Origin of the sequence: Streptomyces sp. CB02009 (assembly GCF_001905825.1) — a bacterium.
GTDB lineage: Bacteria > Actinomycetota > Actinomycetes > Streptomycetales > Streptomycetaceae > Streptomyces.
Window position 1 is genome coordinate 205375 of sequence record NZ_LIVV01000003.1, and the last position, 25526, is coordinate 230900.

General features: G+C 72.5%; 26 protein-coding genes. 18 read left to right on the top strand and 8 right to left on the bottom strand.

The genetic code is table 11. The features are described 5' to 3' along the window. Positions 1-1395, top strand: coding sequence for a polysialyltransferase family glycosyltransferase (locus AMK27_RS13830; RefSeq protein ID WP_107425562.1), 1395 nt, complete (start codon positions 1-3; stop codon positions 1393-1395). A gap of 86 nt (positions 1396-1481) precedes the next feature. Here AMK27_RS13830 and AMK27_RS13835 read toward each other — a convergent pair whose 3' ends face one another. Further along, positions 1482-2252 (bottom strand): VOC family protein, encoded by a 771-nt coding sequence (locus tag AMK27_RS13835; RefSeq protein ID WP_073906375.1) that lies wholly within the window; start codon positions 2250-2252, stop codon positions 1482-1484. Between the two features lie 173 nt (positions 2253-2425). Between AMK27_RS13835 and AMK27_RS13840 the strand changes: the two genes are divergently transcribed. Then, on the top strand, positions 2426-3253 hold the full coding sequence (locus tag AMK27_RS13840; protein WP_073906377.1) for a sulfurtransferase: 828 nt from the start codon (positions 2426-2428) through the stop codon (positions 3251-3253). Between the two features lie 352 nt (positions 3254-3605). Here the strand turns inward: AMK27_RS13840 and sepH are convergent, their stop codons facing one another. Further along, on the bottom strand, positions 3606-4649 hold the full coding sequence (gene sepH / locus AMK27_RS13845; RefSeq protein ID WP_073906379.1) for a septation protein SepH: 1044 nt from the start codon (positions 4647-4649) through the stop codon (positions 3606-3608). A 497-nt stretch (positions 4650-5146) separates the two neighbouring features. Between sepH and AMK27_RS13850 the strand changes: the two genes are divergently transcribed. Next, positions 5147-6049 carry a hypothetical protein gene (locus tag AMK27_RS13850; RefSeq protein ID WP_073906381.1) on the top strand — a complete coding sequence of 301 codons (903 nt, stop codon included), beginning with the start codon at positions 5147-5149 and terminating at the stop codon, positions 6047-6049. A 3-nt stretch (positions 6050-6052) separates the two neighbouring features. Here the strand turns inward: AMK27_RS13850 and AMK27_RS13855 are convergent, their stop codons facing one another. Both AMK27_RS13855 and AMK27_RS13860 read right to left on the bottom strand, forming a co-directional pair. Next, on the bottom strand, positions 6053-7393 hold the full coding sequence (locus tag AMK27_RS13855) for a D-arabinono-1,4-lactone oxidase (RefSeq protein WP_073906383.1): 1341 nt from the start codon (positions 7391-7393) through the stop codon (positions 6053-6055). Continuing rightward, a complete protein-coding gene (locus tag AMK27_RS13860; protein WP_073906385.1) occupies positions 7332-8594 on the bottom strand; it encodes an MFS transporter in 1263 nt (420 codons plus the stop codon). Before AMK27_RS13860 ends, AMK27_RS13855 begins: the two co-directional genes overlap by 62 nt. A 211-nt stretch (positions 8595-8805) precedes the next feature. Here AMK27_RS13860 and AMK27_RS13865 point away from each other — a divergent pair, with 211 nt between their 5' ends. Next, positions 8806-9933, top strand: coding sequence for a ferrochelatase (locus tag AMK27_RS13865; protein ID WP_073906387.1), 1128 nt, complete (start codon positions 8806-8808; stop codon positions 9931-9933). 47 nt (positions 9934-9980) lie between these two features. Next, on the top strand, positions 9981-10799 hold the full coding sequence (locus AMK27_RS13870; RefSeq protein ID WP_073907493.1) for an inositol monophosphatase family protein: 819 nt from the start codon (positions 9981-9983) through the stop codon (positions 10797-10799). 71 nt (positions 10800-10870) lie between these two features. Here the strand turns inward: AMK27_RS13870 and AMK27_RS43000 are convergent, their stop codons facing one another. Then, a complete protein-coding gene (locus tag AMK27_RS43000) occupies positions 10871-11044 on the bottom strand; it encodes a hypothetical protein (protein ID WP_198955865.1) in 174 nt (57 codons plus the stop codon). Between the two features lie 376 nt (positions 11045-11420). Between AMK27_RS43000 and AMK27_RS13880 the strand changes: the two genes are divergently transcribed. The 4 genes from AMK27_RS13880 (at position 11421) to AMK27_RS13895 (ending at position 15084) form a co-directional block, all read left to right on the top strand. Beyond that, positions 11421-12074 carry a response regulator transcription factor gene (locus tag AMK27_RS13880; protein WP_073907497.1) on the top strand — a complete coding sequence of 218 codons (654 nt, stop codon included), beginning with the start codon at positions 11421-11423 and terminating at the stop codon, positions 12072-12074. Positions 12075-12079: 5 nt separating this feature from the next. Beyond that, entirely contained in the window at positions 12080-13318 is a 1239-nt protein-coding gene (locus AMK27_RS13885; RefSeq protein WP_073906391.1) for a sensor histidine kinase, read from the top strand. Positions 13319-13714: 396 nt separating this feature from the next. Next, on the top strand, positions 13715-14011 hold the full coding sequence (locus tag AMK27_RS13890) for a DUF4193 domain-containing protein (RefSeq protein WP_003955561.1): 297 nt from the start codon (positions 13715-13717) through the stop codon (positions 14009-14011). 11 nt (positions 14012-14022) lie between these two features. Beyond that, positions 14023-15084 (top strand): hypothetical protein, encoded by a 1062-nt coding sequence (locus AMK27_RS13895; protein ID WP_073906393.1) that lies wholly within the window; start codon positions 14023-14025, stop codon positions 15082-15084. A 39-nt stretch (positions 15085-15123) separates the two neighbouring features. On the opposite strand, the gene AMK27_RS13900 is transcribed toward AMK27_RS13895, so the two are convergent. Continuing rightward, complete coding sequence (locus tag AMK27_RS13900) at positions 15124-15627, bottom strand: DUF3093 domain-containing protein (protein ID WP_073906395.1); 504 nt, start codon at positions 15625-15627, stop codon at positions 15124-15126. 58 nt (positions 15628-15685) lie between these two features. Between AMK27_RS13900 and AMK27_RS13905 the strand changes: the two genes are divergently transcribed. The 8 genes from AMK27_RS13905 to AMK27_RS13940 all read left to right on the top strand — a co-directional run bounded on the left by AMK27_RS13905 (position 15686) and on the right by AMK27_RS13940 (position 23350). After that, positions 15686-16270, top strand: coding sequence for a PaaI family thioesterase (locus AMK27_RS13905; RefSeq protein WP_073906397.1), 585 nt, complete (start codon positions 15686-15688; stop codon positions 16268-16270). Further along, positions 16270-16782, top strand: coding sequence for a dUTP diphosphatase (dut, locus tag AMK27_RS13910; RefSeq protein ID WP_073906399.1), 513 nt, complete (start codon positions 16270-16272; stop codon positions 16780-16782). Before AMK27_RS13905 ends, dut begins: the two co-directional genes overlap by 1 nt. A gap of 1 nt (position 16783) precedes the next feature. Next, positions 16784-17548, top strand: a complete 765-nt coding sequence (locus tag AMK27_RS13915) for a DUF3710 domain-containing protein (RefSeq protein ID WP_015036724.1) — start codon at positions 16784-16786, stop codon at positions 17546-17548. A gap of 208 nt (positions 17549-17756) precedes the next feature. Further along, entirely contained in the window at positions 17757-18509 is a 753-nt protein-coding gene (locus tag AMK27_RS13920) for an ABC transporter ATP-binding protein (RefSeq protein ID WP_073906401.1), read from the top strand. Positions 18510-18631: 122 nt separating this feature from the next. Next, positions 18632-21178, top strand: a complete 2547-nt coding sequence (locus AMK27_RS13925) for a sensor histidine kinase (RefSeq protein ID WP_073906403.1) — start codon at positions 18632-18634, stop codon at positions 21176-21178. Positions 21179-21463: 285 nt separating this feature from the next. Continuing rightward, positions 21464-22150: a response regulator gene (locus AMK27_RS13930; RefSeq protein WP_073906405.1), complete on the top strand. Its 687-nt coding sequence runs from the start codon at positions 21464-21466 to the stop codon at positions 22148-22150. A gap of 57 nt (positions 22151-22207) precedes the next feature. Beyond that, entirely contained in the window at positions 22208-22606 is a 399-nt protein-coding gene (locus tag AMK27_RS13935) for an OB-fold nucleic acid binding domain-containing protein (protein ID WP_073906407.1), read from the top strand. A 3-nt stretch (positions 22607-22609) separates the two neighbouring features. After that, on the top strand, positions 22610-23350 hold the full coding sequence (locus AMK27_RS13940) for a DUF3159 domain-containing protein (RefSeq protein WP_073906409.1): 741 nt from the start codon (positions 22610-22612) through the stop codon (positions 23348-23350). A gap of 92 nt (positions 23351-23442) precedes the next feature. Here AMK27_RS13940 and AMK27_RS13945 read toward each other — a convergent pair whose 3' ends face one another. Together AMK27_RS13945 and AMK27_RS13950 are read right to left on the bottom strand one after the other, a co-directional pair. Continuing rightward, positions 23443-24120: a potassium channel family protein gene (locus AMK27_RS13945; protein ID WP_073906411.1), complete on the bottom strand. Its 678-nt coding sequence runs from the start codon at positions 24118-24120 to the stop codon at positions 23443-23445. Further along, the gene (locus tag AMK27_RS13950; protein ID WP_030321520.1) at positions 24120-24788 is read right to left on the bottom strand and encodes a potassium channel family protein; all 669 of its coding nucleotides are present in this window, start codon (positions 24786-24788) and stop codon (positions 24120-24122) included. Before AMK27_RS13950 ends, AMK27_RS13945 begins: the two co-directional genes overlap by 1 nt. A gap of 234 nt (positions 24789-25022) precedes the next feature. Here AMK27_RS13950 and AMK27_RS43630 point away from each other — a divergent pair. Further along, on the top strand, positions 25023-25526 hold a 504-nt coding region (locus AMK27_RS43630; RefSeq protein WP_241847487.1), incomplete at its 3' end, for an APC family permease.

The following is a 25526-nucleotide window of genomic DNA, read 5'->3' on the forward strand; positions in this document are numbered from 1 at the left end:
ATGGCCCCCGCCCCCGCCGCCGACCAGGCACCTGTGCCCGCCCCGGCCACCGACGGCCGACCGGTCCAGATCTTCCAGGTGTCCACCCTGTACGGCGCCGCCACCCTCGCGGCCTCGCTGGACGCCGGCCAGTTCGGCCCCCGCGCGGAGCACCGCCGGCTCCTGCTGATCTCGCGCAACGCCGAGATCCCGGAGACCGCGCCGCGCATGGAGGCGATGACCGGCTACGCGCGGATCGCCGCCCGTTTCGACGGCGTCCTCGACTGGAACGAGACCATCCACCCGTACCACCCGGCCGCCTGGGCCCCCCGGCCCGAGGACGCCCCGCTCTGGCAGCGGGTGATGCGCACCGCGTGGGACCTCGGCACCGTCCCGGTGGAGCTGGTCGTCGAATCCATCCAGGTCAACCCCGCCAAGGCACTGGCCGGCTGCTTCCCCGAGAGCGCCCTCCACGTCTACGCCGACGGCCTCATGAGCTACGGCCCGACCCGCAACGACCTCGCGCAGTCGATCGCCTGCCGCATCCGGCGGGTCCTCCACCTCGACCTGGTGCCGGGCCTGCGCCCCCTCCTCCTGAGCGAGTACGGCGTGGAGCCGGAGCTGGTCCCCGACGACGCGTTCCGCGCGGTCCTCGCGGAGATCGCCGAGGAGGCGGCCGACGACCCCGAGACCGTCCGGGCGGCCGCGGCCGAGCCCACGGCCCTGATGCTCGGCCAGTACCTGGCCGCCCTCAACCTCCTCACCGCCGAGGAGGAGGAGGAACTGCACGTACGGATGCTCCGCGGCGCCACCGCCGCCGGACACCGCTCGGTGGTCTTCAAGCCGCACCCGTCCGCGCCCGCCGGCTACTCGGCGGCGCTGCGGGAGGAGGCGAAGCGGTCCGGCGTGCGGCTCACCGTCCTCGACGGGCCGCTGCTCGCCGAGACCTTCTACGAGCGGTGCCGGCCCCGGCTCGTCGTCGGCTGCTTCTCGACCGCGATGTTCACCGCCGCCGTCTACTACGGGGTCCCCGTCGCGCGCGTGGGCACGGCCGAGGTCCTCGGACGGCTCACGCCCTTCGAGAACAGCAACCGGATCCCGCTCACCGTCGTCGACCACCTGGTCGCGGACCTGGAGCAGGGCGAGGAGCCCGCGGTTCCCGGAGCCGCGCCGGACTCGCTCACTCCGCTCGTCCGCGCCGTCGGCTACTGCATGCGGCACAAGAGCCACCCCGGGATGCGCGAGGAGGCCGCCCGTTTCCTGGCCGAGCACCACGCCGACCCCGGCATCGCGCACCACTTCGACGGCGAGCGGCTGACCCTGCTCGGCCTGCCGGGCGGCACGGAGACGCCGACGCGGGGCGGCGGCGTGCCGTCACGGCTCCGCCGGAGTCTCGCCAGGTCCCGACAGAGCTGATCCCCGGCCCGCTCCACGGCCCGGACCAGGCCGGTCCACCGGGTCGGGGCCGCCGCGTCACCTGTGCGGGCGGCGGCCTCCCCGGCTCATGCCTCGGGGGACCTGACGAGAGTGAAGACAGCGCCCTCCGGGTCCGTCACCAGGGCCGTCCGCCCCGCCGTGGCGTCGCGCGGCGGACGCAGCACATGACCGCCGAGCCGCAGCACGAGGCGGGCGGCCGCGTCGGTGTCGGCGACCTCGAAGTACGTCATCCAGTGCGGGCCCCGGTCCCGGGGGAGCGCGTTGCCGACGCCGTGCAGCGACGCCACCGGGAGTCCGTCCAGCAGGAGCGTGGCGTAGTCGTGGTCGGCGGACACGACCGGTTCCACCTCGAAGCCGAAGACCGTCCGGTAGAACTTGCCGATCGACGTCTCGAAGGTGAGGAGCTCGTTCCACACGGGGGTCCCGGGCGGTCCCGCCGTCGCCGTGCCGTGGTGCGCCTCCGCCTGCCAGACGCCGAAGACCGCGCCCACCGGGTCGGAGCAGACGGCCATCCGGCCCGCCTCGCCCGCGTCCAGCGGACCCACGGCCACGGTGCCGCCGCAGCAGCGGATGCTCTCGGCGGTCTCGTCGGCGTCGGCGGTGGCCAGGTAGGGCGTCCAGGCGATCGGCAGATGCCGGTCGGGCGGCAGCTGGCCGATGCCGGCCACCTCCATGCCGTCGAGCAGCGCGCGCACATACGGTCCGAGATGCTGCGGACCGGGCTCGAACTCCCATCCGAAGAGCGCGTGGTAGAACTCCTGCGTGGCGTCAAGCCCGTGCACCATCAAGCTCACCCAGCAGGGTGTGCCGGGTGTGCGCCGAGTCGCCTCGGTCATCGTGACTCTCTCCTCGGACCATCGTCGTGCCCGTGTCCCCGTCCGATGGTGTCACCGACGGGGCCGTGGCGCGTCCCGGTCGCACCAAAGAGTGGCGCGAACCCGCCGCGACGACGCGGGGAGGACGCCGGGTTCGTCCCCCGCGGCCGCGCGGCTGCGCGAGGATGGCACCCATGAACCCCATCATCGTCGTAAGCGAACTGCTGAGCGAGTCGGCCGGGGCCCGGCCGCCGGTTCTCCTGGACGTCCGCTGGACGCTGGGCGGCCCGCCCGGACGCCCGGCGTACGAGGCCGGACACCTCCCCGGCGCGGTCTACGTCGACCTGGACACGGAGCTGGCGGGCGCGCCCGGGGACGGCGGCCGCCACCCGCTGCCCGACCCGGAGGCCTTCGGGGCCACGATGCGCCGGGCGGGTGTCTCCGCGGACACTCCGGTCGTCGTCTACGACGGCGGTCTCGGCTGGGCCGCGGCCCGTGCCTGGTGGCTGCTCCGCTGGGCAGGCCACCAGGACGTCCGGGTCCTGGACGGCGGTCTCGCGGCCTGGACGGGGGAGCTCACGGAGAAGGTGCCCACGCCGGAGCCGGGCGACTTCCGGCCGCGGCCGGGCGCGCTCGGGCTGCTCGACGCCGACGGGGCGGCGGCGCTCGCCCGCGCGGGGCTGCTCCTGGACGCGCGCGCCGCCGAGCGGTACCGCGGGGACGTGGAGCCGATCGACCGGGTCGGTGGTCACATCCCCGGAGCGGTCTCGGCCCCGACGACCGAGAACGTCGACGCGGAGGGACGCTTTCTGGCCGCCGACACCCTGCGGGACCGCTTCACCTCGCTCGGCGCCGCCGAGGGGACCCCGGTCGCGGTCTACTGCGGCTCGGGCGTCTCCGGCGCGCACGAGGTCCTCGCGCTGGAGATCGCGGGCATCCCGGCCGCGCTCTACGCGGGTTCGTGGTCCGAGTGGTCCGCCGACCCCGCCCGCCCGGTGGCCACGGGCCCGGACCCGCAGTAGTCCGGGCCCACCGAACCGGCAGGATCCACTGAACCGGCAGGATCCACCGAACCGGCGGACGCCACCGTCAGAGGCCACCGGCGACAGGCCCCGGCGCGCCGGACACCCGTGACAGGCCCCGGCGCCCGGCACCCGCACGGCTTCTCCGTGCGGGGCCTCCCCGCTGGGGCTCCCGCGTACCGGGGCTCGCGCCCACCGGCTCTCCGCCCACGGGTCCGCCCACCGGGCTCCTCGCCCACGGGTCCGCCCGCAGGGGGCTCCCCGCCCACGGGTCCGGCCACCCGGCTCCCCGCCCACGGAAGAGGGCCCGCGCCGAATCGGCGCGGGCCCTCTCCTCGTACGGTCGAGGCCGTCAGTCCTGCTTCTTCCTGCGGGTGCCGAAGACGATCTCGTCCCAGCTCGGCACCGCCGCGCGGCGGCCCGGGCGGACGCCGTCCGCCTCGGCCTGCCGGTCGGTGGTGCCGGTGAGCCGGTCCCGGTGGCCCGAGACCGCGCGGGGCATCAGGACGTCGGCGTACGCGGAACCGGCGCCCGCCGAAGCGGCGGGGGCCGGCGGCTCCTCCGCCTCGGCCTCTTCCAGGGGCTCCGACGAGTCCGGCTGCTCGGGTACGACCATGTCGCCACGGAAGCTCGGCACGGCCTCCAGGAGGCTCGTGAGCGAGTCCCGCTCGTCCTCCGCCTCGGCGGACGCGGACGCCCGCTCCAGCTGACGGTCGGACCGGTCGATCTGGCGGTCCAGGGCGCGGTCGAGCGGCCTGTCCCGGGGCAGTCGGGCGATCCGCGGCACGAACGGGAAGCTCGGCTCCGGCGCCGCGGCGATCGTGTCGTCCGTCTCGCCGATCAGGGCGCGGGCCTCGTCGTCCACGGCCTGGACGAGCCGCCTGGGCGGGTCGTACGTCCAACTGGCCGTGTGGACCTCGCCGGCGACCCGGTAGACGAGCAGCACCTCCCAGGTGCCGTCGTCCCGGCGCCAGGAGTCCCACTGCACGGTGTCCTTCTCGGCGCCGCGCAGCAGCAGCCGCTCCTGCACCGCCTCGCCGAGCTGGGGGCCGCTGTTCTCGCCCGGCCTGCGGACCGGGGTCTTGCGGGCCCGCTCCGCCATGAAGGCGCGCTCGGCGAGCACGGGGCCCTCGAAGCGGCGCACGCGGTCGACGGGGATCCCGGCCATCTGGGCGACCTCCTCCGCGGAGGCACCGGCTCGTATCCGTGCCTGGATGTCGCGGGGGCGGAGGTGGCTCTCCACCTCGATCTCGATCTGGCCGAGGCGCGCACGGTCGTTGCGCACGGCGGCGCGAAGCCGCTCGTCGATCGGAAGTGTGTACTCCGTGCTGTCAGCAGCCTTCAGCACCAGTCGTGTGCCGTCGTTGGAGACGGCCACGACACGCAGTTCGGGCATGGGGACCTCCCGGGTGGTGCCTGCCGACGTCACGTGCGTCGCTGCTTCCGCTAGTCGAGTGTGGCCTGCCCGGGTGCAGCCTGCCACTACCTTGCCGAGTTGCCCGGCGTGTCGGGCGTGGACCCTGGGGCGCCGTTATGACACGGTGACCTGTTGGCTACCCGGAGTGACAGGCGGTCACTCTGTGCAGTCGGTTCCCGTGCGATGCCGCCGCGCCGCCGGTCGAGCGCCGTGTCCGGCCCCCTCCCCTTGATCCCGGGCACCCGTGAAGGCGTCCGGACCCAGGGTTCGTCAATGTACTCCATTCGGGCCACCTGGGTGGACCGGCGCGCCGCCCAACTTTGCGGGCGGTACGGGAGTTGAGTGTCCGCGATCTTCCCCCTTACGTGTCGCTCTTCACAGAAAGAGCAGAAATGGAACTATTCCCTTCGCCCATTTGTCCCTTCTGGGTGCAAGGCGAACGGATGAGCCACCAGGGGCTGGATCAGGGGTTGGAGATGCGTCACAGGCCGGACACCGACACGGACGAGCGGGAGGAGACGGACGGCGGAAGGAGAAGGATCGACCTGAGCGTGGCCCAGGTCTCGGGCAGCGCCCTGGCCGCGGTCATCGCCGCCAAACTCGCCTCCACCCTCGGCGTGTACGGCACGATCCTCGGCGCCGGTGTGATCAGTGTCATCGCCACCTGCGGCGGTCCGCTCTTCCAGCACCTCTTCCGGCGCACCGGCGAGCAGGTCCGCGACGCGACGGTCGCCGCCAAGCCGAAGGCCCGTCAGGTACCGCTCGTCCCGGTGCCGGGGGATGACCACACCCTGATGCTGGGCACGGTCCGGGCACCCGCCCCGTACGCCGACGAGCCCGACGGGGAGTTCGGCGCGGCGACCACCCACGGCACCCGGGTCCGCGGCTGGAAGCGCCCGGCGATCGCCGCCGCGCTCGTCTTCGGCGTCACCATGGGCGGCATCACCGCCTACGAACTCGTCTCGGGGCAGGACTTCAGCGGCAAGCAGGGCACCACCACGTTCGGGTCCGTCGTCAGCGGCGGTGGCGGTACGGACCGGGAGGCGCCGCCCGCCGGGGACGAGGTCCCCTCGACCGCGCCCTCCGGACCCACCGACGGCACCAGGCGGCCCGGCGACGGCGCCGGCAGCCCCTCGACCGGCGCCACCCCGACCCCCGGCGACCAGGGCGGCGGGCAGGGCACGGCCACTCCCTCGCCCGAGCCGACGCCCTCCGGGTCGACCGGCGGCGAGCCGACGCCCACCCCGACGCCGACGGCTCCGACGACGGAACCGACCGTCCCGACCGAGGAGCCGACCACCGGGACGGCCACGCCGGGGACCCCGTCGGCCCCGACCCCGGCGGGAGCCGGGGACGGAGCCGTCACGGGAGCCGAGTGACCGTCAGTCGCCCAGGACCCGGCGCAGGTAGTCGTTGGCGAAGAGCCGGTCCGGGTCGAGCCGGTCACGCAGCGCCGTGAACTCGGCGAAGCGCGGGTAGACCCCGGAGAAGTAGGCGGCGTCACGGGTGTGCACCTTGCCCCAGTGGGGGCGGCCCCCGTGCGCCGTCATGATGCGCTCCACCGCCGTGAAGTACGCGCGGTGGGGCGTCCCCTTGTAGAGGTGGACGGCGATGTACGCCGTCTCCCGGCCCGAGGCGGTGGACAGCGCGATGTCGTCGGCCGGGGCCGTCCGTACCTCCACAGGGAAGCTCACCTTGAGCGGCGAGCGCTCGACCATCGCCTTGAGCTCGCGCAGCGCGGCCACCGCCGCCTCTCGCGGAAGCGCGTACTCCATCTCCAGGAAGCGCACCCGGCGCGGCGAGGTGAAGACCTTGTACGGGATGTCGGTGTACGTACGGGCCGACAGCGCCCGGCTGGAGAGCTTGGCGATCGAGGGGATGACCGGCGGCACCGCCCGGCCCAGCGAGCACGCCACCTGGAAGAGCCCGTTGGAGAGCAGCTCGTCCTCCACCCAGCCGCTGACCCGGCCGGGAGGAGCGGCGGGGCCCGCGCTGCGGTTGTTGCGCTTGGTGTTGCAGTTGTCCGTGTGGGGGAACCAGTAGAACTCGAAGTGCTCGTTCTCCGCGTGCAGCGCGTCGAACTCCGAGGTGACCCGGTCGAAGGTCATCGGCTCCTCGCGCGCGGTGAGCAGGAAGACCGGCTCGACCGCGAAGGTGATCGCCGTGACCACGCCGAGGGCGCCGAGTCCGATCCGGGCGGCGGCGAAGACCTCCGGGTTCTCCTTCTCCGAACAGGTGAGCAGTTCGCCCGCGGCGGTCACCAGCTCCAGCTCGCGGATCTGCGCGGCGATCGAGGCGGAGTCGCGGCCCGTGCCGTGCGTCCCGGTGGAGGTGGCGCCGGCGACGGTCTGCTCCATGATGTCGCCCATGTTCGTGAGCGACAGGCCCTCGCGGGCCAGCGCCACGTTGAGCCGCTTGAGCGGGGTGCCCGACTCGACCGTCACGGTCATCGACTCGCGGTCGATCCGCCGGATCCCGGTCAGCAGACCCGGCCGGATGAGGACGCCGTCGGTGGCCGCGATCGAGGTGAAGGAGTGGCCGGTGCCGACCGTCTTCACCCGCAGCCCGTCCTCGGCCGCCCGGCGCACCGCCTCGGCGAGCTCCTCGGCCGAGGCCGGGCTCACCTCCCGCACGGGGCGGGAGGTGACGTTCCCCGCCCAGTTACGCCACGGGTTGTCCGCCGTCCTGACGCTGCCCGACCCCGCTGTTGTCGTCCCGCTCACGCTGCCCCTCCCGGTTAGGCGCCGGCCTGCGCAGCCGGCGGTGTCCGAGGAGACCCACCGCGACCGCGAGCGCGCCCGAGACGACGGGCACCACGTACCCCGCCTCGGCCCCCGACGCGTCGACCACCCAGCCGGCGGCCGAGGAGCCGAGCGCCACACCGATCGCGAGGCCAGTACCCGTCCAGGTCATGCCCTCGGTCAGCTTGGTGCGCGGTACGTGCGCTTCGACGAGGGCCATGGTGGTCACCATCGTCGGTGCGATGGACAGGCCCGCGACAAAGAGCGCCACGGCCAGCAACGGCAAGTTCCCGGCCAGTAGGAGGGGGATCATACTCACGGCCATCGCGCAGATGCCCAGGAGCCAGCGCCGTGACGGGTCGCTCTTGAGGTGGAGCAGGCCGAAGACGGCGCCGGCCAGGCCGGAACCCAGCGCGTAGACGGCCAGGACGAGACTGGCGGCGGCCTTGTGGCCCTGCTCCTCGGCGAAGGCCACGGTCACCACGTCGACCGAGCCGAAGATGGCACCGGTGGCGACGAAGGCGAGGGCCAGCACCTGGAGGCCGGGGGAGCGGAGCGCGGAGCCGGTCTTGCCGCCCTGGTGGGGGTGCGGGACCGGCTCGGTGGCGCGCTGCGAGGTCAGCCAGAAGACGCCGATGGTGAGGAACACTCCGGCGAACAGCGGACCGGCCTCGGGGAACCAGGTCGTCGACAGGCCGATCGAGAGGATCGGCCCGAAGATGAAGCACACCTCGTCGACGATCGACTCCCAGGAGTACGCCGTGTGCAGGCGCCGCTCGTCGCCCCGGTAGATCTCCGCCCAGCGGGCCCGGGTCATCGCGCCGACGCTCGGCACGCAGCCGATGACGGCCGTGAACACGAAGAGCGTCCAGTCGGGGGCCTGCTGCTGCACGCAGAGGAGGAGGCCTGCGGCGGCGACCAGCGAGACCAGGGTCACCGGACGGAGCACCCGGCGCTGACCGTGCCGGTCGACGAGCCGGGAGACCAGCGGGCCGAGGACGGCGGCGGACATCGCGAGCGCCGCCGAGAGGGCGCCGGCGAGCCCGTACCGGCCGGTGACCTGCGAGATCATGGTCACGATGCCGATGCCCATCATGGACAGCGGCATCCTGCCGAGGAAGCCGGCGACGGAGAACGACGCGGTGCCGGGCGCCTTGAAGAGCGCGCGGTAGGGACTGGCCAAGAGGTTCTCCGGATCTCCGTGCTTCGGAGCTGGCTCCGCACGACGACTCAACACGTGTAATTAATAGCTAAAGCCTACGGTGTTGAAGTCGATGGGTCATCCCCCTTTTTCGGCCGGGCCCGGGACGGGCCCTCCAGGTGAGCCCGCCGGTCGGACGCCGTCGGACGGGCCGCGCCGTGCCCCGCCGCGGGCGGGTGGGAGGATCGGTGCCATGTCCGATCAGCACGATCCCGCCCCGTACGACGCCCTGCTGCTGCTCTCGTTCGGCGGCCCCGAGGGCCCGGACGACGTGGTCCCGTTCCTGGAGAACGTGACGCGCGGCCGAGGCATCCCGAAGGAACGGCTCAAGGAAGTGGGGCAGCACTACTTCCTCTTCGGCGGCGTCTCCCCGATCAACGACCAGAACCGCGCGCTCCTCGACGCGCTGCGGACGGACTTCGCCGACGCCGGCCTCGACCTTCCCGTCCACTGGGGAAACCGGAACTGGGCCCCGTACCTCACCGACACCCTCCGCGAGATGATCACCGACGGCCGACGCCATATCGCCGTCCTCACGACCAGCGCGTACGCCTCCTACTCCGGCTGCCGCCAGTACCGCGAGAACCTCGCCGACGCGCTCGCCACCCTCGAGGCGGAGGGGCTCCCGCTGCCCCGGGTCGACAAGCTCCGGCACTACTTCAACCACCCCGGCTTCGTCGAGCCCATGGTCGAGGGCGTCCTCGCCTCCCTCGCCGAACTCGACCCGTCCGTCCGCGCCGGCGCCCACCTCGCCTTCACCACCCACTCCATCCCCGACTCCGCCGCCGACTCCTCGGGACCGGTCACGGAGCACGGCGACGGCGGCGCCTACGTCCGCCAGCACCTCGACGTCGCCCGGCTGATCGCCGACGCCGTCCGCGAGCGCACCGGGGACGACCACCCCTGGGAGCTCGTCTACCAGTCCCGCAGCGGAGCCCCCCACATCCCGTGGCTCGAACCCGACATCTGCGACCACTTGGAGGCGCTGCACGGCGCCGGGGCGCCCGCGGCCGTCATGGTCCCCATCGGCTTCGTCTCCGACCACATGGAGGTCCTCTACGACCTCGACACCGAGGCCACGGCCAAGGCCGCCGAACTCGGCCTGCCCGTCCGGCGCTCGGCCACCGTCGGCGCCGACCCGCGCTTCGCCGCCGCCGTCCGCGAGCTCCTCCTGGAGCGGGCCGCGCACGAGCGGGGGACCCGCGCCGAGCGGTGCGCGCTGGGCGCCCTCGGCCCCTCCCACGACCTGTGCCCGATCGGCTGCTGCCCGGCCAGGGCGGAGCGCCCGGCGGCGGCCGGCGCCGACAGCCCGTACGCGTGAGGAACCCCGTGACCGAGATGGCCGACGACGTGACCGAAGGGACCGACGTGACCGACCCGCTGCTCACCGAACTGCTCGACCTCGCCCTGGAGGCCGCACGGCGGGCCGGAGCGCTGCTGCGCGACGGCAGGCCGGACGACCTGGCCGTGGCCAAGACCAAGTCGAGCCCCATCGACGTCGTCACCGAGATGGACATCGCCGCCGAGAAGCTGATCACCGGCTTCCTCGCCGACCACCGGCCGCAGGACGGGTTCCTGGGCGAGGAGGGCGCGTCGAGCCCCGGCACCAGCGGCGTCCGCTGGGTGATCGACCCGCTCGACGGCACCGTGAACTACCTCTACGGACTCCCCACCTGGGCGGTCTCGATCGCCGCCGAACGGGACGGCGAGACCGTGGTCGGCGTCGTCGAGGCCCCGATGCGCGGCGAGACCTACCGGGCGGTCCTCGGCGGGGGCGCCCACGCGGAGGGCGGGGCGTACCCGGACGAGCGGCGCCTCGCCGTCCGGCCCTCGCCCCCGCTCGACCAGGCGCTCCTCGGCACCGGCTTCGGATACGTCCAGGCCCGGCGGGCCCACCAGGCCGACGTCGCCCAGAGGGTGATCCCGCGCGTCCGCGACATCCGGCGCGGCGGCTCCGCGGCCATCGACCTCTGCGACGTCGCCGCCGGCCGCCTCGACGCCTACTACGAACGGGGCCTCAACCCCTGGGACCTCGCCGCGGGCGCCCTGATCGCCCGCGAGGCGGGCGCGCTGACCGGCGGCCGCCCCGGGGAGCCGGCGTCCGGAGAACTGGCCCTGGCGGCCCCTCCGGGCCTCTTCGAGCCCCTCCAGGAGATCCTGGAGGACCTGGGCGCCTGGCACGACTGACGGACGCGCGAGGGCCCCGGTGCCGGGAACGGCGCCGGGGCCCTCGCACGTGTACGGGTCGAGCGGTCGGGTCAGACGGCCTGCGCGGCAACCTCCACGCCGTGCTCGGCGGCCAGCCGGTGCAGGTCCTCCAGCTCCGCCTGCTCCACCTCCGCCAGGTAGTCGTCGCCCGTCTCACGAGCCCGCGTGAGGTCCGTCTGCGTGGTCCTGATGCGGTGCAGCAGGCCTGCGGTGAAAGCGTCCATCGAGCGCCCCCTCGTCATGGGTCCGGTGGCACGGGGGTGTGCCGAGGGTGGGTGGATCACACACTGCGGCCTCTGGGGGACAGAGAGCGGTAGGTGGCGCGCCACATACAGGGCGTGATCACGGGGTGTGCAGTCGTCCTCCCCAACCCCTTCCTCAGAGAAACCTCAACTGGCCCGTGAATCCGGTGAATTCTTCGATCAGGGCCCCGCGCCCCGCCCCGCGCCCCCGTTCTCCACCGGCCCTCCCGGGGCCCCGCACCGCCGTCTTACAGCCGGTTTACGCGCGTACGGGGCAGGATGGACACGCACAGTCAGTGCTCAGGTCTACAGCCGGTCCGCCTCCTGGACCACAGCTCGAACGGGAAGGATGTACGACGTGCGCGTACTCGTCGTCGAGGACGAGCAGCTGCTCGCCGATGCGGTGGCCACCGGACTGCGCCGGGAGGCCATGGCCGTCGACGTCGTGTACGACGGCGCCGCGGCCCTGGAGCGCGTCGGGGTGAACGACTACGACGTCGTCGTCCTCGACCGCGACCTTCCCCTCGTCCACGGTGACGACGTCTGCCGCAAGATCGTGGAGCTGGGCATGCCCACCCGCGTCCTGATGCTTACCGCCTCCGGCGACGTCAGCGACCGGGTCGAGGGCCTGGAGCTCGGGGCGGACGACTACCTCCCCAAGCCCTTCGCCTTCACCGAGCTCACCGCGCGGGTGCGCGCGCTCGGCCGGCGGACCAGCGTGCCGCTGCCGCCCGTCCTGGAGCGCGCCGGCATCAAGCTCGACCCGAACCGCCGCGAGGTCTTCCGCGACGGCAAGGAGGTCCAGCTGGCGCCGAAGGAGTTCGCCGTCCTGGAGGTCCTCATGCGCAGCGAGGGCGCCGTCGTCTCGGCCGAGCAGCTCCTGGAGAAGGCCTGGGACGAGAACACCGACCCGTTCACCAACGTCGTCCGCGTCACCGTCATGACCCTGCGCCGCAAGCTCGGCGAACCGCCCGTCATCGTGACGGTCCCCGGCTCCGGGTACCGGATCTGAACCCGATGCCCACCACCTCCGTACCCCACCCCCACGCGCCCCCGAAGCCGGCCTGGGACCCCCGGGACCCGGTCAGGCCCCTGCTGCGCCCGACCATCCGGATACGTCTCACGCTGCTGTACGGCGGGATGTTCCTGATCGCGGGCATCCTGCTGCTGTCGATCATCTACCTCTTCACCGCGCAGGCGCTCACCCACAGCGTGTCCGAGCTGCCCTTCAAGGTCGTCCAGGGCCAGGTCCAGCCGACCACCTCCTGGTGCGAGCTGCCCGCGCAGGGCACCGGGGAGCAGCTCAACCAGGCGGTCTCCGTCTGCCTCCGCTACCAGAGCGACCAGGCGCTCGAGGACCTCCTGCGCCGCTCGCTCTTCGCCCTGCTCGGACTGAGCATCATCGCCTTCGCCTTCGGCTACGCCATGGCGGGGCGGGTGCTCTCGCCGCTCGGCCGGATCACCAGGACCGCCCGCCAGGTGGCCGGCTCCGACCTGTCCCGGCGGATCGAGCTGGACGGCCCGGACGACGAGCTCAAGGAGCTCGCCGACACCTTCGACGAGATGCTGGAGCGCCTGGAGCGGGCCTTCACCGCCCAGCAGCGCTTCGTCGCGAACGCCTCGCACGAGCTGCGGACCCCGCTCGCGATCAACCGCACGCTCCTGGAGGTGCACCTCTCGGACCCGGGCGCGCCGGTGGAGCTCCAGCAGCTCGGCAAGACGCTGCTGGCCACCAACGAGCGCAGCGAGCAGCTCGTCGAGGGGCTGCTGCTGCTCGCCCGGAGCGACAACCAGATCATCGAGCGCAAGCCCGTCGACCTCGCCGAGGTCGCCGAGCGGGGCGTGGACCAGGTGCACGCGGAGGCGGCGGCCAAGGGCGTCGAGATCCGGGGCGAGCGCGAGCCGGCGGTCGTGCAGGGCAACGGCGTCCTGCTGGAGCGGATCACGCTGAACCTGCTCCAGAACGCCGTCCGGTACAACGTGGCGGAGGGAGGCTGGGTGGAGGTGACGACGGCGACCGAGCGCGGCCAGGCGGTCCTGACCGTCTCGAACACCGGCCCGGTGGTTCCCGCGTACGAGATCGACAACATCTTCGAGCCGTTCCGGCGGCTCCGGCAGGAGCGGACCGGCAGCGACAAGGGAGTCGGCCTCGGCCTGTCGATCGCGCGCTCCGTGGCGCGCGCCCACGGCGGCCGTATCATCGCGGAGCCCCGCGAGGGCGGCGGTCTCGTGATGCGCGTCACTCTGCCGATCTGACACACTGCACGAGCCGACCCGGTTCCGTTCGCTTTGCGCGGAATTCCGTGGGCCCGATTCTGAGACGCTCATGTGTGATCGATCACAGGAGAAGGTGTCCGGACATCCACTCTCCGTAACGGAGAAATCCCCGTGAAAACCCGGAAAAGTCCGGGTTTCCCGGGCCCGGATTGACGGGAAGTACACGGGGTGGCGCCTGCGGGCGGTGCCCCCAGGACCGTGTACGGTCCGGTTCGCCACCCGAAGCCGATCACTCGCGAGAGGACGGAACGGGTGTCGATTGAGTAACAGACCTTGATGTGAGGCAAAATCTCCGCCTCAGGTCGGGCACAAGTCCGACCTCTCACGCGTTACGTGCGCTGGAGACACCGCAACCACCCAGAGGGGGAGAGCGACATGGCAACGGATTACGACACCCCACGCAAGACCGACGACGACGTCGATTCGGACAGCCTTGAGGAACTGAAGGCCCGCCGGAACGACAAGTCGACCTCGACCGTCGACGTCGACGAGTTCGAGGCAGCCGAAGGCCTGGAGCTTCCCGGCGCCGACCTCTCGAACGAGGAGCTGGCCGTCCGGGTCCTGCCCAAGCAGGCCGACGAGTTCACCTGCATGAGCTGCTTCCTCGTGCACCACCGCAGCCAGCTGGCCAGGGAGAAGAACGGCCAGCCCATCTGCCGCGACTGCGACTGAGACCCTCGGTCGTGGCAGGCGACACACCGTCCCGGAAGCGGCGTCTACGGCTCCCCGGGAGCCCGAAGACGTACAAGGGCGGCTCAGGCCCGGCAGAGGGCGCCCAGGAGGCCCCTGAAGCCGAGCACGCCGCCTCCCCGCCCTCCCTCGGCGTACGTGACGACGAGCGGGGCCACCCGGCCTCGCTCGAGGCCGTCACCGAGCCGGACCCGGCGCGGCTGCCGGCGGAGCGGGAAGCGGGACGGAGCGACGCGCTGGACGAAGCGGGGAACGACGGGACGCGGCAGGACGGCCGTTTCGGCGCCGTCAGGCGGCTCGCCAATCCCGCGCGCGCCCAGCTCGACAGAATCAAGATCGACTCCGACCGGATCGACGCCGTCCGGCGCGGCGTCGCGCAGGGCGTCCGCCAGGGCGTGAAGCGCGGCGGAGACAGCGCCAAGGCCGGCATCGGCCATCTGGCCGACCGGCTGATCGACCTCGCCCCGCGGATCCCCGTCCGCGATCTGGCGACCCTGCGCAAGCAGTTTCCCGGGCTCGGCCCCGAGGAGCTCGCCGACAAACTCGTCGCGGGTGCGGCGAACGCGAGCTCGACCGTGGGCGCCAGCATCGGTGCCGCCGCCATGCTCCCCGTACCCCCGGCCATGCCGGCGGAACTCGCGGCGGAGATCACCGGCGTCGCCGCCGTGGAACTCAAACTCATCGCCGAACTGCACGAGGTCTACGGGCTGAGGCCCCCCGGCCGGCTCACCCAGCGTTCGGCGGCCTATCTGACCTCCTGGGCCGAGGAGCGGGGCATCGACCCCACCAAGCCCACCACGGTCAACGCGGCGCTCGGCGGACAGCTCAAGCGCGAGCTGCGCCAGCAGATCATGAAGCGCATGGTGCGCAACCTGCCGAACCTCACGCCCTTCATGGTCGGCGCGGCGGTCGGCGCGGTCATGAACCGCCGCGACACCAAGAAGCTCGCGAGCCACATCCGCAAGGACCTGCGGAACCGCCAGGTCCCCTGGGACGCGCTCAGGGAGCTGCCCCCGCTGGAGCAGCCGGAGAACCCGAAGGAGCTCGGCTTCTAGCCGGCCCTCCCGGGCCCTCCCCGGTCCACCCCGGCCCGCTCAGTCCTGGGCGTCCGCGCGGACGGCGTCCAGAGCCGCCACCAGCTCCTCCGGCTCACGGCTCGACAGGTACACGTACGGCGTCGGGTCCGACGGGTCCGTCACCTCGATCCGCACCGCCCGGGACACATAGCCGCGCATCAGCATGAACGCGCGCGGGTCGGCCTTGTACGTGCGCCACGCGCGCGCCTCCTCCGCGTCGAGCGCCTCCGCCCTGCCCAGCGCCGAGACCGGAATCCGCGCGTCGCCCGCCACGAGCGAACCGGCCACCACCCGGATCCGGGCGGAGCCGTACGAGGAGACCGCCGCACCGGCGAGCACCGCCACCACGATCAGGCCGCCCAGCATCGGGACCGTGCCCATCGGAACCATGATCAGGCCGCCGGAGAGACCGAACAGACCCGCGATCAACCACCAGGAGCGGGGCGCCGTCAGCCGCTCGTCGAAGAGCGGTGCGGCGGAGGTCGCGGGCGAGGGGGCGGGGGACGATGCGGAAGGCTGCATACGTCCAAGCTTGGCACGGCGCGACCTGCGCCCATCCGCGCGGGTAAGGTCTGCGCCTGTGACTGGAACATCTGCCGCCCTCACCCCGCCGGCCGACGCCATACCGCCGGTACGCCACCCCGACGCGCCGGCCCCCGGCGAGCTGCTCGGTTCGCACTACGAGTACTGCTTCGGCTGCGGCGGCGGGCAGTCCCACGGCCTCCACCTGGAGGCGCGCGCGGGCGAGGGCGTGACCGTCACCGCCGAGTTCACGGTGACCCCCGACCACCAGGGCGCCCCCGGCCTCGCGCACGGCGGCGTGCTCGCCACCGCGCTCGACGAGACCCTCGGCTCCCTGAACTGGCTGCTGCGGGTCATCGCCGTGACCGGACGGCTCGAGACCGACTTCGTCCGGCCCGTCCCGGTGGGCACCGTGCTCCACCTGGAGGCCGCCGTCACCGCCGTCCGCGGCCGCAAGATCTTCTCGACCGCCGTCGGCCGGATCGGCGGGCCCGAGGGCCCCGTCGCCGTCCGTGCCGAGGCACTCTTCATAGAGGTCAAGGTCGAGCACTTCATCGACAACGGCCGCCCGGAGGAGATCCAGGCCGCCATGTCCGACCCCGACCAGGTCCGGCGCGCCCGCGCCTTCGAGGTGAACCCCTGATGAGCAACCCTGTCGACGTACTGATCCGGCGTGTGGACCCGGACGTGCCGATCCCGGCCTACGGCCACCCCGGTGACGCCGGGGCGGACCTGGTCACCACCGAGGCCGCCGTGCTGGCCCCGGGGGAGCGCGCCGTGCTGCCCACCGGGATCTCCATCGCGCTCCCGGACGGGTACGCGGCCTTCGTGCACCCGCGCTCCGGACTCGCCGCCCGCTGCGGAGTGGCACTCGTGAATGCCCCGGGGACGGTGGATGCCGGGTACCGTGGAGAGATCAAGGTGATCGTGGTCAATCTCGACCCGCGCGAGAGCGTGCGGTTCGAACGATTCGATCGGATTGCCCAACTTGTCGTCCAACAGGTCGAGAAGGTGCGCTTCCACGAGGTGGCGGAACTTCCCGGCTCGGCGCGGGCCGAGGGGGGCTTCGGGTCCACCGGCGGTCATGCCGCCGTGGACGGCACAGCGGGTGGGAATCGATACGCTTCGGTCGTATCCGACCGGGAAGGACAGTGACGTGTTCGGACGTCGCAAGAAGAGCGGTGCCGCAGAGGACGCGGCGGGCGAGGCCGAGCAGGTCGTCGACGCGGTGGACGGCGAGGACGCGGACGACGCGGCCCCGCGCCGTGTGAACCTTCCGCCGGCGCCCAGGCCCGACGGACCCTGGGACATCTCCGAGGTCAGCAAGCCCGAGGACGGCCGTGTCGACCTGGGCGGCGTCTTCGTCCCCGGGGTCGAGGGCATGGAGCTGCGGGTGGAGGTGGCGGGCGACGCGATCGTCGCGGCCACCGTCGTCCTGCGGGACAGCGCCGTGCAGCTGCAGGCCTTCGCCGCCCCCAAGAACGAGGGCATCTGGGGCGAGGTCCGCGACGAGATCGCCACGGGCATCGTCCAGCAGGGCGGGGTCATCGACGAGGTCGAGGGCCCGCTGGGCTGGGAGCTGCGCGCGCAGGTCCCCGTACAGCTGCCGGACGGCAACCGCGGTGTGCAGCTGGTCCGCTTCGTGGGTGTCGACGGACCCCGCTGGTTCCTGCGCGGAGTGATCTCCGGGCAGGGCGCGGTCCAGCCCGAGGCCGCCGGCCTCCTGGAGCAGATCGTCCGGGACACCGTGGTCGTCCGCGGGGACGGCCCGATGGCCCCGCGCGACCCGATCGTCCTCAAGCTGCCGAACGACGCGCAGATGGTGCCGGACGGCGTGCAGCAGGAGGAGCAGGAGAACTCCCGCTTCTCCGGCGGCATGGGTCAGCTCCAGCGCGGTCCGGAGATCTCCGAGATCCGCTAGTCCGCCGCGCCGACCGGTGACGGTCACCGGCGGACCCCCGGGCCCGCCGGGCATCACCCTGGGCCGATGGGCCCGCCGGGCACCAGCCTGGACCGATGGGCCGCTTTCCGTACGACACGTACGGGAAGCGGCCCATCGGTCGTTTTCCACAGGTTCCGCCCGCCGGCTCTGGCCCTGGGACCCGGCCGCGGACCATACTGGCGGGCACATGTTCGAGGAGGGGGAGCCCAGGGTGAGTGAGAGCAGCACGCGGTCCGCGACGGCCGTCGCCGAGGACCCGGCCGGCCCGCCGATGGTCCGCGTGGAGGACCTGCGCCGTTCGTACGGCACCGGGGAAGCGGCCGTCCACGCCCTGCGCGGGGTCTCCTTCGACATCCCGCGCGGCGAGCTCGTCGCCCTGAAGGGCCGCTCGGGCTCCGGCAAGACGACGCTGCTCAACCTGGTCGGCGGACTCGACAGCGCGGACGGCGGCTCGATCGTCATCGACGGCGTCGACCTCGCCACCCTCGGTGAGAACGGGCTCCTGGAGCTGCGCCGCGACCGGATCGGCTTCATCTTCCAGTCCTTCGGACTGCTCCCGATCCTCTCCGCAGCCGAGAACGTGGGCGTACCCATGCGGCTGCGCAAGGCCGACCCGAAGGAGCGCGAGGAGCGGGTGGCCCTCCTCCTCGGCCTGGTGGGCCTCGCCGACCACGCGAACCAGCGGCCCGGTGAGCTCTCCGGCGGGCAGCAGCAGCGCGTCGCCATCGCCCGCGCCCTCGCCAACAAGCCGGCGCTGCTCATCGCCGACGAGCCGACGGGCCAGCTGGACCAGGAGACCGGCCTCGCCGTCATGCAGCTGCTGCGCGCGGTGGTGCGCAGCGAGGGCTGCACGGCCCTGGTCGCCACCCACGACCCGCAGCTCCTGGGCCTCGCCGACCGGGTCCTCGAACTCAGCGACGGCGAGATCATCGAGCACTGACCCGGCACGGCCGGTCCCCACCGCGGAGGCCGGCGCGGTCCCGACATCAGAAACACGTCAAGACCGCTCCGGCCCGCTCCATGCGTGCGGAATGTCCGATTGGCTGGACGTATGGTCGTCGCATGGGACGCGGCAAGCTTCGGATCTACCTCGGCGCTGCGCCGGGCGTCGGCAAGACCTACGCGATGCTCTCCGAGGGGCACCGGCGGGTGGAGCGCGGCACCGACTGCGTCGTGGCGTTCGTCGAGCACCACGGACGGCCGCGCACCGAGGTCATGCTGCACGGCCTGGAGCAGGTGCCGCGCCGCACCCTGGAGTACCGGGGCAGCACCTTCACCGAGATGGACATCGACGCCGTCCTGGAGCGGCGCCCCGCCGTCGCGCTCGTCGACGAGCTCGCCCACACCAACGTGCCCGGATCCCGCAACCCCAAGCGGTGGCAGGACGTCGCCGAACTGCTCGCGGCCGGCATCGACGTCATATCGACCGTCAACATCCAGCACCTGGAGTCGCTGGGCGACGTGGTCGAGGCGATCACCGGCGTACGGCAGCGGGAGACCGTCCCCGACGAGGTGGTGCGCCGGGCCGACCAGATCGAGCTGGTCGACATGTCCCCGGAGGCCCTGCGGCGCAGGATGGCCCACGGCAACGTCTACACCTCGGACAAGGTCGACGCGGCCCTCTCCAACTACTTCCGCCCCGGCAACCTCACCGCCCTGCGCGAGCTGGCCCTGCTCTGGACCGCCGACCGGGTCGACGAGTACCTCCAGCAGTACCGGGGCGAGCACAACATCCGCTCCCCCTGGCAGGCCCGCGAGCGCATCGTCGTCGGCCTGACCGGCGGACCCGAGGGCCGCACCCTCATACGGCGCGCCACCCGACTGGCCGAGAAGGGCGCGGGAGGCGAGGTCCTCGCCGTCTACATCGCCCGCAGCGACGGCCTCACCGCCGCCTCGCCCAAGGAGCTCGCCGTCCAGCGCACCCTCGTCGAGGACCTGGGCGGAACGTTCCACCACGTCATCGGCGACGACATCCCCTCGGCGCTCCTGGAATTCGCCCGGGGGGTCAACGCGAGCCAGATCGTCCTCGGCTCCAGCCGCCGCCGCACCTGGCAGTACATGCTCGGCCCCGGCGTCGGCCAGACCGTCGCCCGCGACTCGGGGCCCGACCTCGACGTCCACATCGTCACCCACGGAGAGGTCGCCAAGGGCCGCGGCCTCCCGGTCGCCCGCGGGGCCCGCCTCGGCCGCTCCCGCATCATCGGCGGCTGGGCCGTCGGCGTCGCCGGCCCCCTCCTCCTCGCCCTGCTGCTCACCCATGTCGACGCCGACCTCGGTCTCGCCAACGACATGCTGCTCTTCCTGGCCCTCACCGTCGCGGCGGCCCTGCTCGGCGGGTTCCTGCCGGCGCTCGCCTCCGCGGCGGCCGGCTCCCTCCTCCTCAACTGGTTCTTCACCCCGCCCGTCCACCGGCTCACCATCGCCGACCCCAAGAACATCGTGGCGATCGCCGTCTTCCTCGGCGTCGCCATGTCGGTCGCCTCCGTCGTCGACCTGGCCGCCCGCCGCACCCACCAGGCCGCCCGGCTGCGCGCCGAGTCCGAGGTGCTCTCCTACCTCGCCGGGAGCGTACTGCGGGGCGAGACGAGCCTCGACGCCCTCCTCGAACGGGTCCGCGAGACCTTCTCCATGGAGTCCGTCGCCCTCCTGGAGCGGGCGGACGACGTCGAGCCCTGGACCCGGGCCGCGAGCGTCGGCCCCCACCCGGCGGCCCGGCCCGAGGACGCGGACGTGGACATGCCGGTCGGCGACCACCTGGCCCTGGCCCTGTCCGGCCGGGTGCTGCCCGCCGAGGACCGGCGCGTCCTCGGCGCCTTCGCCGCCCAGGCCGCGGTCGTCCTCGACCGCCAGCGGCTGGTGGGCGAGGCCGAGCAGGCCCGCAAGCAGGCCGAGGGCAACAAGATCCGCACCTCCCTGCTCGCGGCCGTCAGCCACGACCTGCGGACCCCGCTCGCCGGCATCAAGGCCTCCGTCTCCTCCCTCCGCTCCGACGACGTCGAATGGTCCGAGCAGGACCGCGCCGAATTCCTGGAGGGCATCGAGGCCGGCGCCGACCGCCTCGACCACCTCGTCGGCAACCTCCTCGACATGTCCCGCCTCCAGACCGGCACCGTCACCCCGCTGATCCGTACCGTCGACCTCGACGAGGTCGTCCCGATGGCCCTCGGGGGAGTGCCCGACGGCAGCGCCGAGCTCGACATCCCCGAGACGCTGCCCATGGTCGAGGTCGACAAGGGCCTCCTGGAGCGGGCCGTCGCCAACATCGTCGAGAACGCCGTGAAGTACAGCCCCGAGGGCGTGCCCGTGGCCGTCGCCGCCAGCACCCTCGGCGACCGCGTCGAACTCCGGGTGGTGGACCGCGGCCCCGGCGTCCCCGACGAGGCCAAGGACGGCATCTTCGAGCCCTTCCAGCGCTTCGGGGACGCCCCGCGCGGCTCCGGCGTCGGCCTGGGGCTCGCGGTCGCCCGCGGCTTCGTCGAGGCCATGGGAGGGACGCTCGGCGCCGAGGACACCCCCGGCGGCGGTCTGACGATGGTGCTCACCCTCAGGGCCGCGCGGGGCGGACCGCCGACGACGGCCCCCGACCTGCCGGCACACGCCGTGACCTGACGACCCGACCCGCCCAGGCCGTCCGGAACCACGGACCGCCCAGGCCGTCCGGAACCACGGACCGCCCAGGCCGTCCGGAACCACGTCCCGCGTCGGGTCCCGAAGCGCACCACCCGCCCCAGCCCGCCCCGCAGCACCACCCGAGTCCGTCCGCCCCCGAGCGCACCACCCGCCCCCTCCCGAGGCGCGCGCCGTTCGCTCCCGTACCCCGCGCGCCGCCCCCTCCGCTCCCGTACTGTCTTGCTCCCGCCCGCACGGGCGACCGAAGAAGGAAGGCCCACCTCCATGACCCGGGTTCTCGTGGTCGACGACGAGCCTCAGATCGTCCGCGCCCTGGTGATCAACCTCAAGGCGCGGAAGTACGAGGTCGACGCCGCGCCCGACGGTGCCACCGCCCTCCGGCTCGCCGCCGACCGCCACCCCGACGTCGTCGTCCTCGACCTCGGCCTGCCCGACATGGACGGCGTCGAGGTCATCAAGGGCCTGCGCGGTTGGACCCGGGTGCCGATCCTGGTCCTCTCGGCCCGCCAGACCTCCGACGAGAAGGTCGAGGCGCTCGACGCCGGCGCCGACGACTACGTCACCAAGCCCTTCGGCATGGACGAGCTGCTCGCCCGGCTGCGCGCCGCCGTGCGCCGCGCCGAGCCCGTCGGCGGCGTCGAGGACGGTGTCGTGGTCGTCGAGACCGAGGGCTTCACCGTCGACCTCGCGGCGAAGAAGGTCCACCGGGACGGCCGGGACGTCCGGCTCACCCCCACCGAGTGGCACCTGCTCGAAGTCCTGGTCCGCAACAGCGGGCGCCTGGTCAGCCAGAAGCAGCTGCTCCAGGAGGTCTGGGGACCCTCGTACGGCACCGAGACCAACTACCTCCGGGTGTACATGGCGCAGCTCCGCCGCAAGCTGGAGAGCGACCCCTCGCACCCCCGGCACTTCGTCACCGAACCGGGCATGGGCTACCGCTTCGAACGCTGAACCAGCACCCGTCCGCGGGCAGGGCCCGGTGACGGCGGTGGCCGGTAGGCTTTCTGTATGAGTGCTGCACCACGTACAGAGAAGCCGGCCGGTAGATTCCGCCGGATGCTCGACCGGCTCTCCTCCTCGCCGGAGGACCTGGAGTCGGAGGAGCTCCAGGAGGACGCCGAGGCGTCGGGGTGCACGCGTATCTGCGACTGCTCCGACCGCCAGATAGTCAAGGTGACTGGTACCTTGCGCACGGTCACGCTGCGTCCCCGGGCCGGTGTGCCCGCGCTGGAGGCCGAACTCTTCGACGGCACGGCACCGCTCGACGTCGTGTGGCTCGGCCGGCGCTCCATCGTGGGCATCGAACCGGGCCGCAAGCTGATCGCCTCCGGCCGGATCTCCATGAGCCACGGCCGGCGGGTCCTCTTCAACCCCAAATACGAGCTCCGACCGCTCGGACAGGAGTAGCCGGTGACGTCCCTCGACAAGCCGACCACCACGGACCAGGACGCCCAGGCATCGAAGGAGGTCACCGAGGCCGCGCTGTTCGAGGCCTTCGGCGGCCTGCGGGGCATGGTCGAGACGGTCGTCCCGGGCCTGTTGTTCGTCACGATCTTCACGATCAACAAGAACCTGCAGATCTCGGCGATCGCCGCCCTCGCGGTCTCGCTGGTCCTGGTCGCCGTCCGGCTCATCCGGCGGGACACCGTCAAGCACGCGTTCAGCGGCGTCTTCGGCGTCGCCTTCGGTGTCGTCTTCGCGATGATGACGGGCAACGCCAAGGACTTCTACCTGCCGGGCATGCTGTACACCCTGGGCCTCGCCCTCGCGTACATCGTGACCGCGATCGCCGGGGTCCCGCTGATCGGCCTCATCCTGGGCCCGGTCTTCAAGGAGAACCTCTCCTGGCGGACCCGCAACCCGGGCCGGAAGAAGGCGTACACGAAGGCGAGCTGGGCCTGGGGCCTGATCCTGCTCGGCAAGTGCGCGATCCTCTTCCCGATGTACTGGTGGGCCGACACGACCAAGTTCGGCTGGGTGCTCGTCGCGCTGAAGATCCCGCCGTTCCTGCTCGCGGTCTACCTCACCTGGGTGTTCCTCGCGAAGGCTCCGCCGCCGATCGACGTCTTCGCCGAGATGGAGGCCGAGGAGCGCGCCGAGAAGGAGCGCAAGGCGGCCGCCGCCGCGGCGCGGACCCACCCGGAGGCCTGAGACGGCACGCGGAAGGGCCCGGACCTGACGAACAGGTCCGGGCCCTTCCGCGTACGACCGGCTATCGGCTACCAGCTACCGGCTTCCGGCGCTCAGGACTCCGTCGGCTCGCGGCGGACCTGCAGCAGGTCCTCCAGCTGCTCCTCGCGGGCCTGCGCGGCCACGAACAGCAGCTCGTCACCGGCCTCCAGGGTCTCCTCGGGGCTCGGCGTCAGCACCCGCGAACCGCGGATGATCGTCACGAGCGAGGTGTCCTGCGGCCAGGCCACGTCCCCGACCGCGGTGCCGGCGACCGCCGACTCCGGCGGGAGCGTCAGCTCGACCAGGTTCGCGTCGCCGTGGCTGAAGCGCAGCAGCCGGACGAGGTCGCCGACGCTCACCGCCTCCTCCACCAGGGCCGACATGAGGCGCGGGGTCGAGACGGCCACGTCCACGCCCCAGGCCTCGTTGAACAGCCACTCGTTCTTCGGGTTGTTCACCCGGGCGACGACCCTCGGCACGCCGTACTCGGTCTTGGCGAGCAAAGAGACGACCAGGTTCACCTTGTCGTCGCCGGTCGCCGCGATCACCACGTTGCAGCGCTGGAGCGCCGCCTCGTCGAGCGAGGTGATCTCACAGGCGTCGGCGAGCAGCCACTCCGCCTGCGGCACCCGCTCCACCGAGATGGCGGTCGGCGCCTTGTCGATGAGCAGGACCTCGTGACCGTTCTCCAGGAGCTCGCCCGCGATGGAACGGCCCACCGCACCCGCGCCCGCAATAGCGACACGCATCAGTGACCGCCCTCCTCGGGACCCTCGGCGAAGGCCTCCTCGACCTTCGCGATCTCGTCCGTACGCATCATCACGTGCACCAGATCGCCTTCCTGGAGCACCGTCTGCGAGGTGGGCAGAATCGCTTCGCCCAGCCGCGTGAGGAAGGCGACACGCACACCGGTCTCCTCCTGGAGCCGACTCACCTTGTGGCCGATCCAGGCCGGGGAGGTGTGCACCTCCGCGAGCTGCACGCCGCCGCTCGGGTCCCGCCACAGCGGCTCCGCGCCCGAGGGCAGCAGCCGGCGCAGCATCTGGTCGGCGGTCCAGCGGACCGTCGCGACCGTCGGGATGCCGAGGCGCTGGTAGACCTCGGCGCGCCGCGGGTCGTAGATCCGCGCCGCCACGTTCTCGATGCCGAACATCTCGCGGGCGACCCGCGCCGCGATGATGTTCGAGTTGTCGCCGCTGCTCACCGCGGCGAAGGCGCCCGCGTCCTCGATGCCGGCCTCACGCAGCGTGTCCTGGTCGAAGCCCACGCCCGTGACGCGCCGACCGCCGAAACCCGACCCCAGACGACGGAAGGCCGTCGGGTCCTGGTCCACGACCGCGACGGTGTGCCCCTGCTGCTCCAGGGTCTGCGCGAGAGCGGCTCCCACTCGCCCGCAGCCCATGATGACGATGTGCACGTCCCCTTACCCCGCACTCCTGATCGCCTTGCTGACCTGCGAAAACACCCTGCTCACAACTTTCCTCACCCGATGCGCCCGGGTCGCGGCGGGCAACACCCTGCCGGGTCACCCGGTCCGAGCTTAAGCGGCAACGCTGGCCGGGACCGCATCCGAGGTGGTACTCAGGGAGATTCCGTGCCTATCGGGGGTGCCGGTGCGCATGGCTGTTTTCGAACGCTTACGATCCTCTCCGTGTCCAAACTGACCGACCTTCCCAAACGGATCCTGATCGGGCGGGCCCTGCGCAGCGACAAGCTCGGAGAGACCCTGCTCTCCAAGCGGATCGCGCTCCCCGTCTTCGCCTCCGACCCGCTGTCCTCGGTGGCGTACGCACCGGGCGAGGTGCTGCTCGTTCTGTCCGTGGCCGGTCTGTCGGCCTACCACTTCAGCCCGTGGATCGCCCTCGCGGTCGTCGTCCTGATGTTCACGGTCGTCGCCTCGTACCGGCAGAACGTCCACGCGTACCCGAGCGGCGGCGGCGACTACGAGGTCGCCAACACCAACCTCGGGCCGAAGGCCGGACTGACCGTCGCGAGCGCCCTGCTCGTCGACTACGTCCTGACCGTCGCCGTGTCGATCTCCTCGGGCATCGAGAACCTCGGCTCGGCGATCCCCTTCGTCGTCGAGCACAAGGTGGCCTGCGCGGTCGGCGTGATCGTGCTGCTCACCGTGATGAACCTGCGCGGAGTGAAGGAG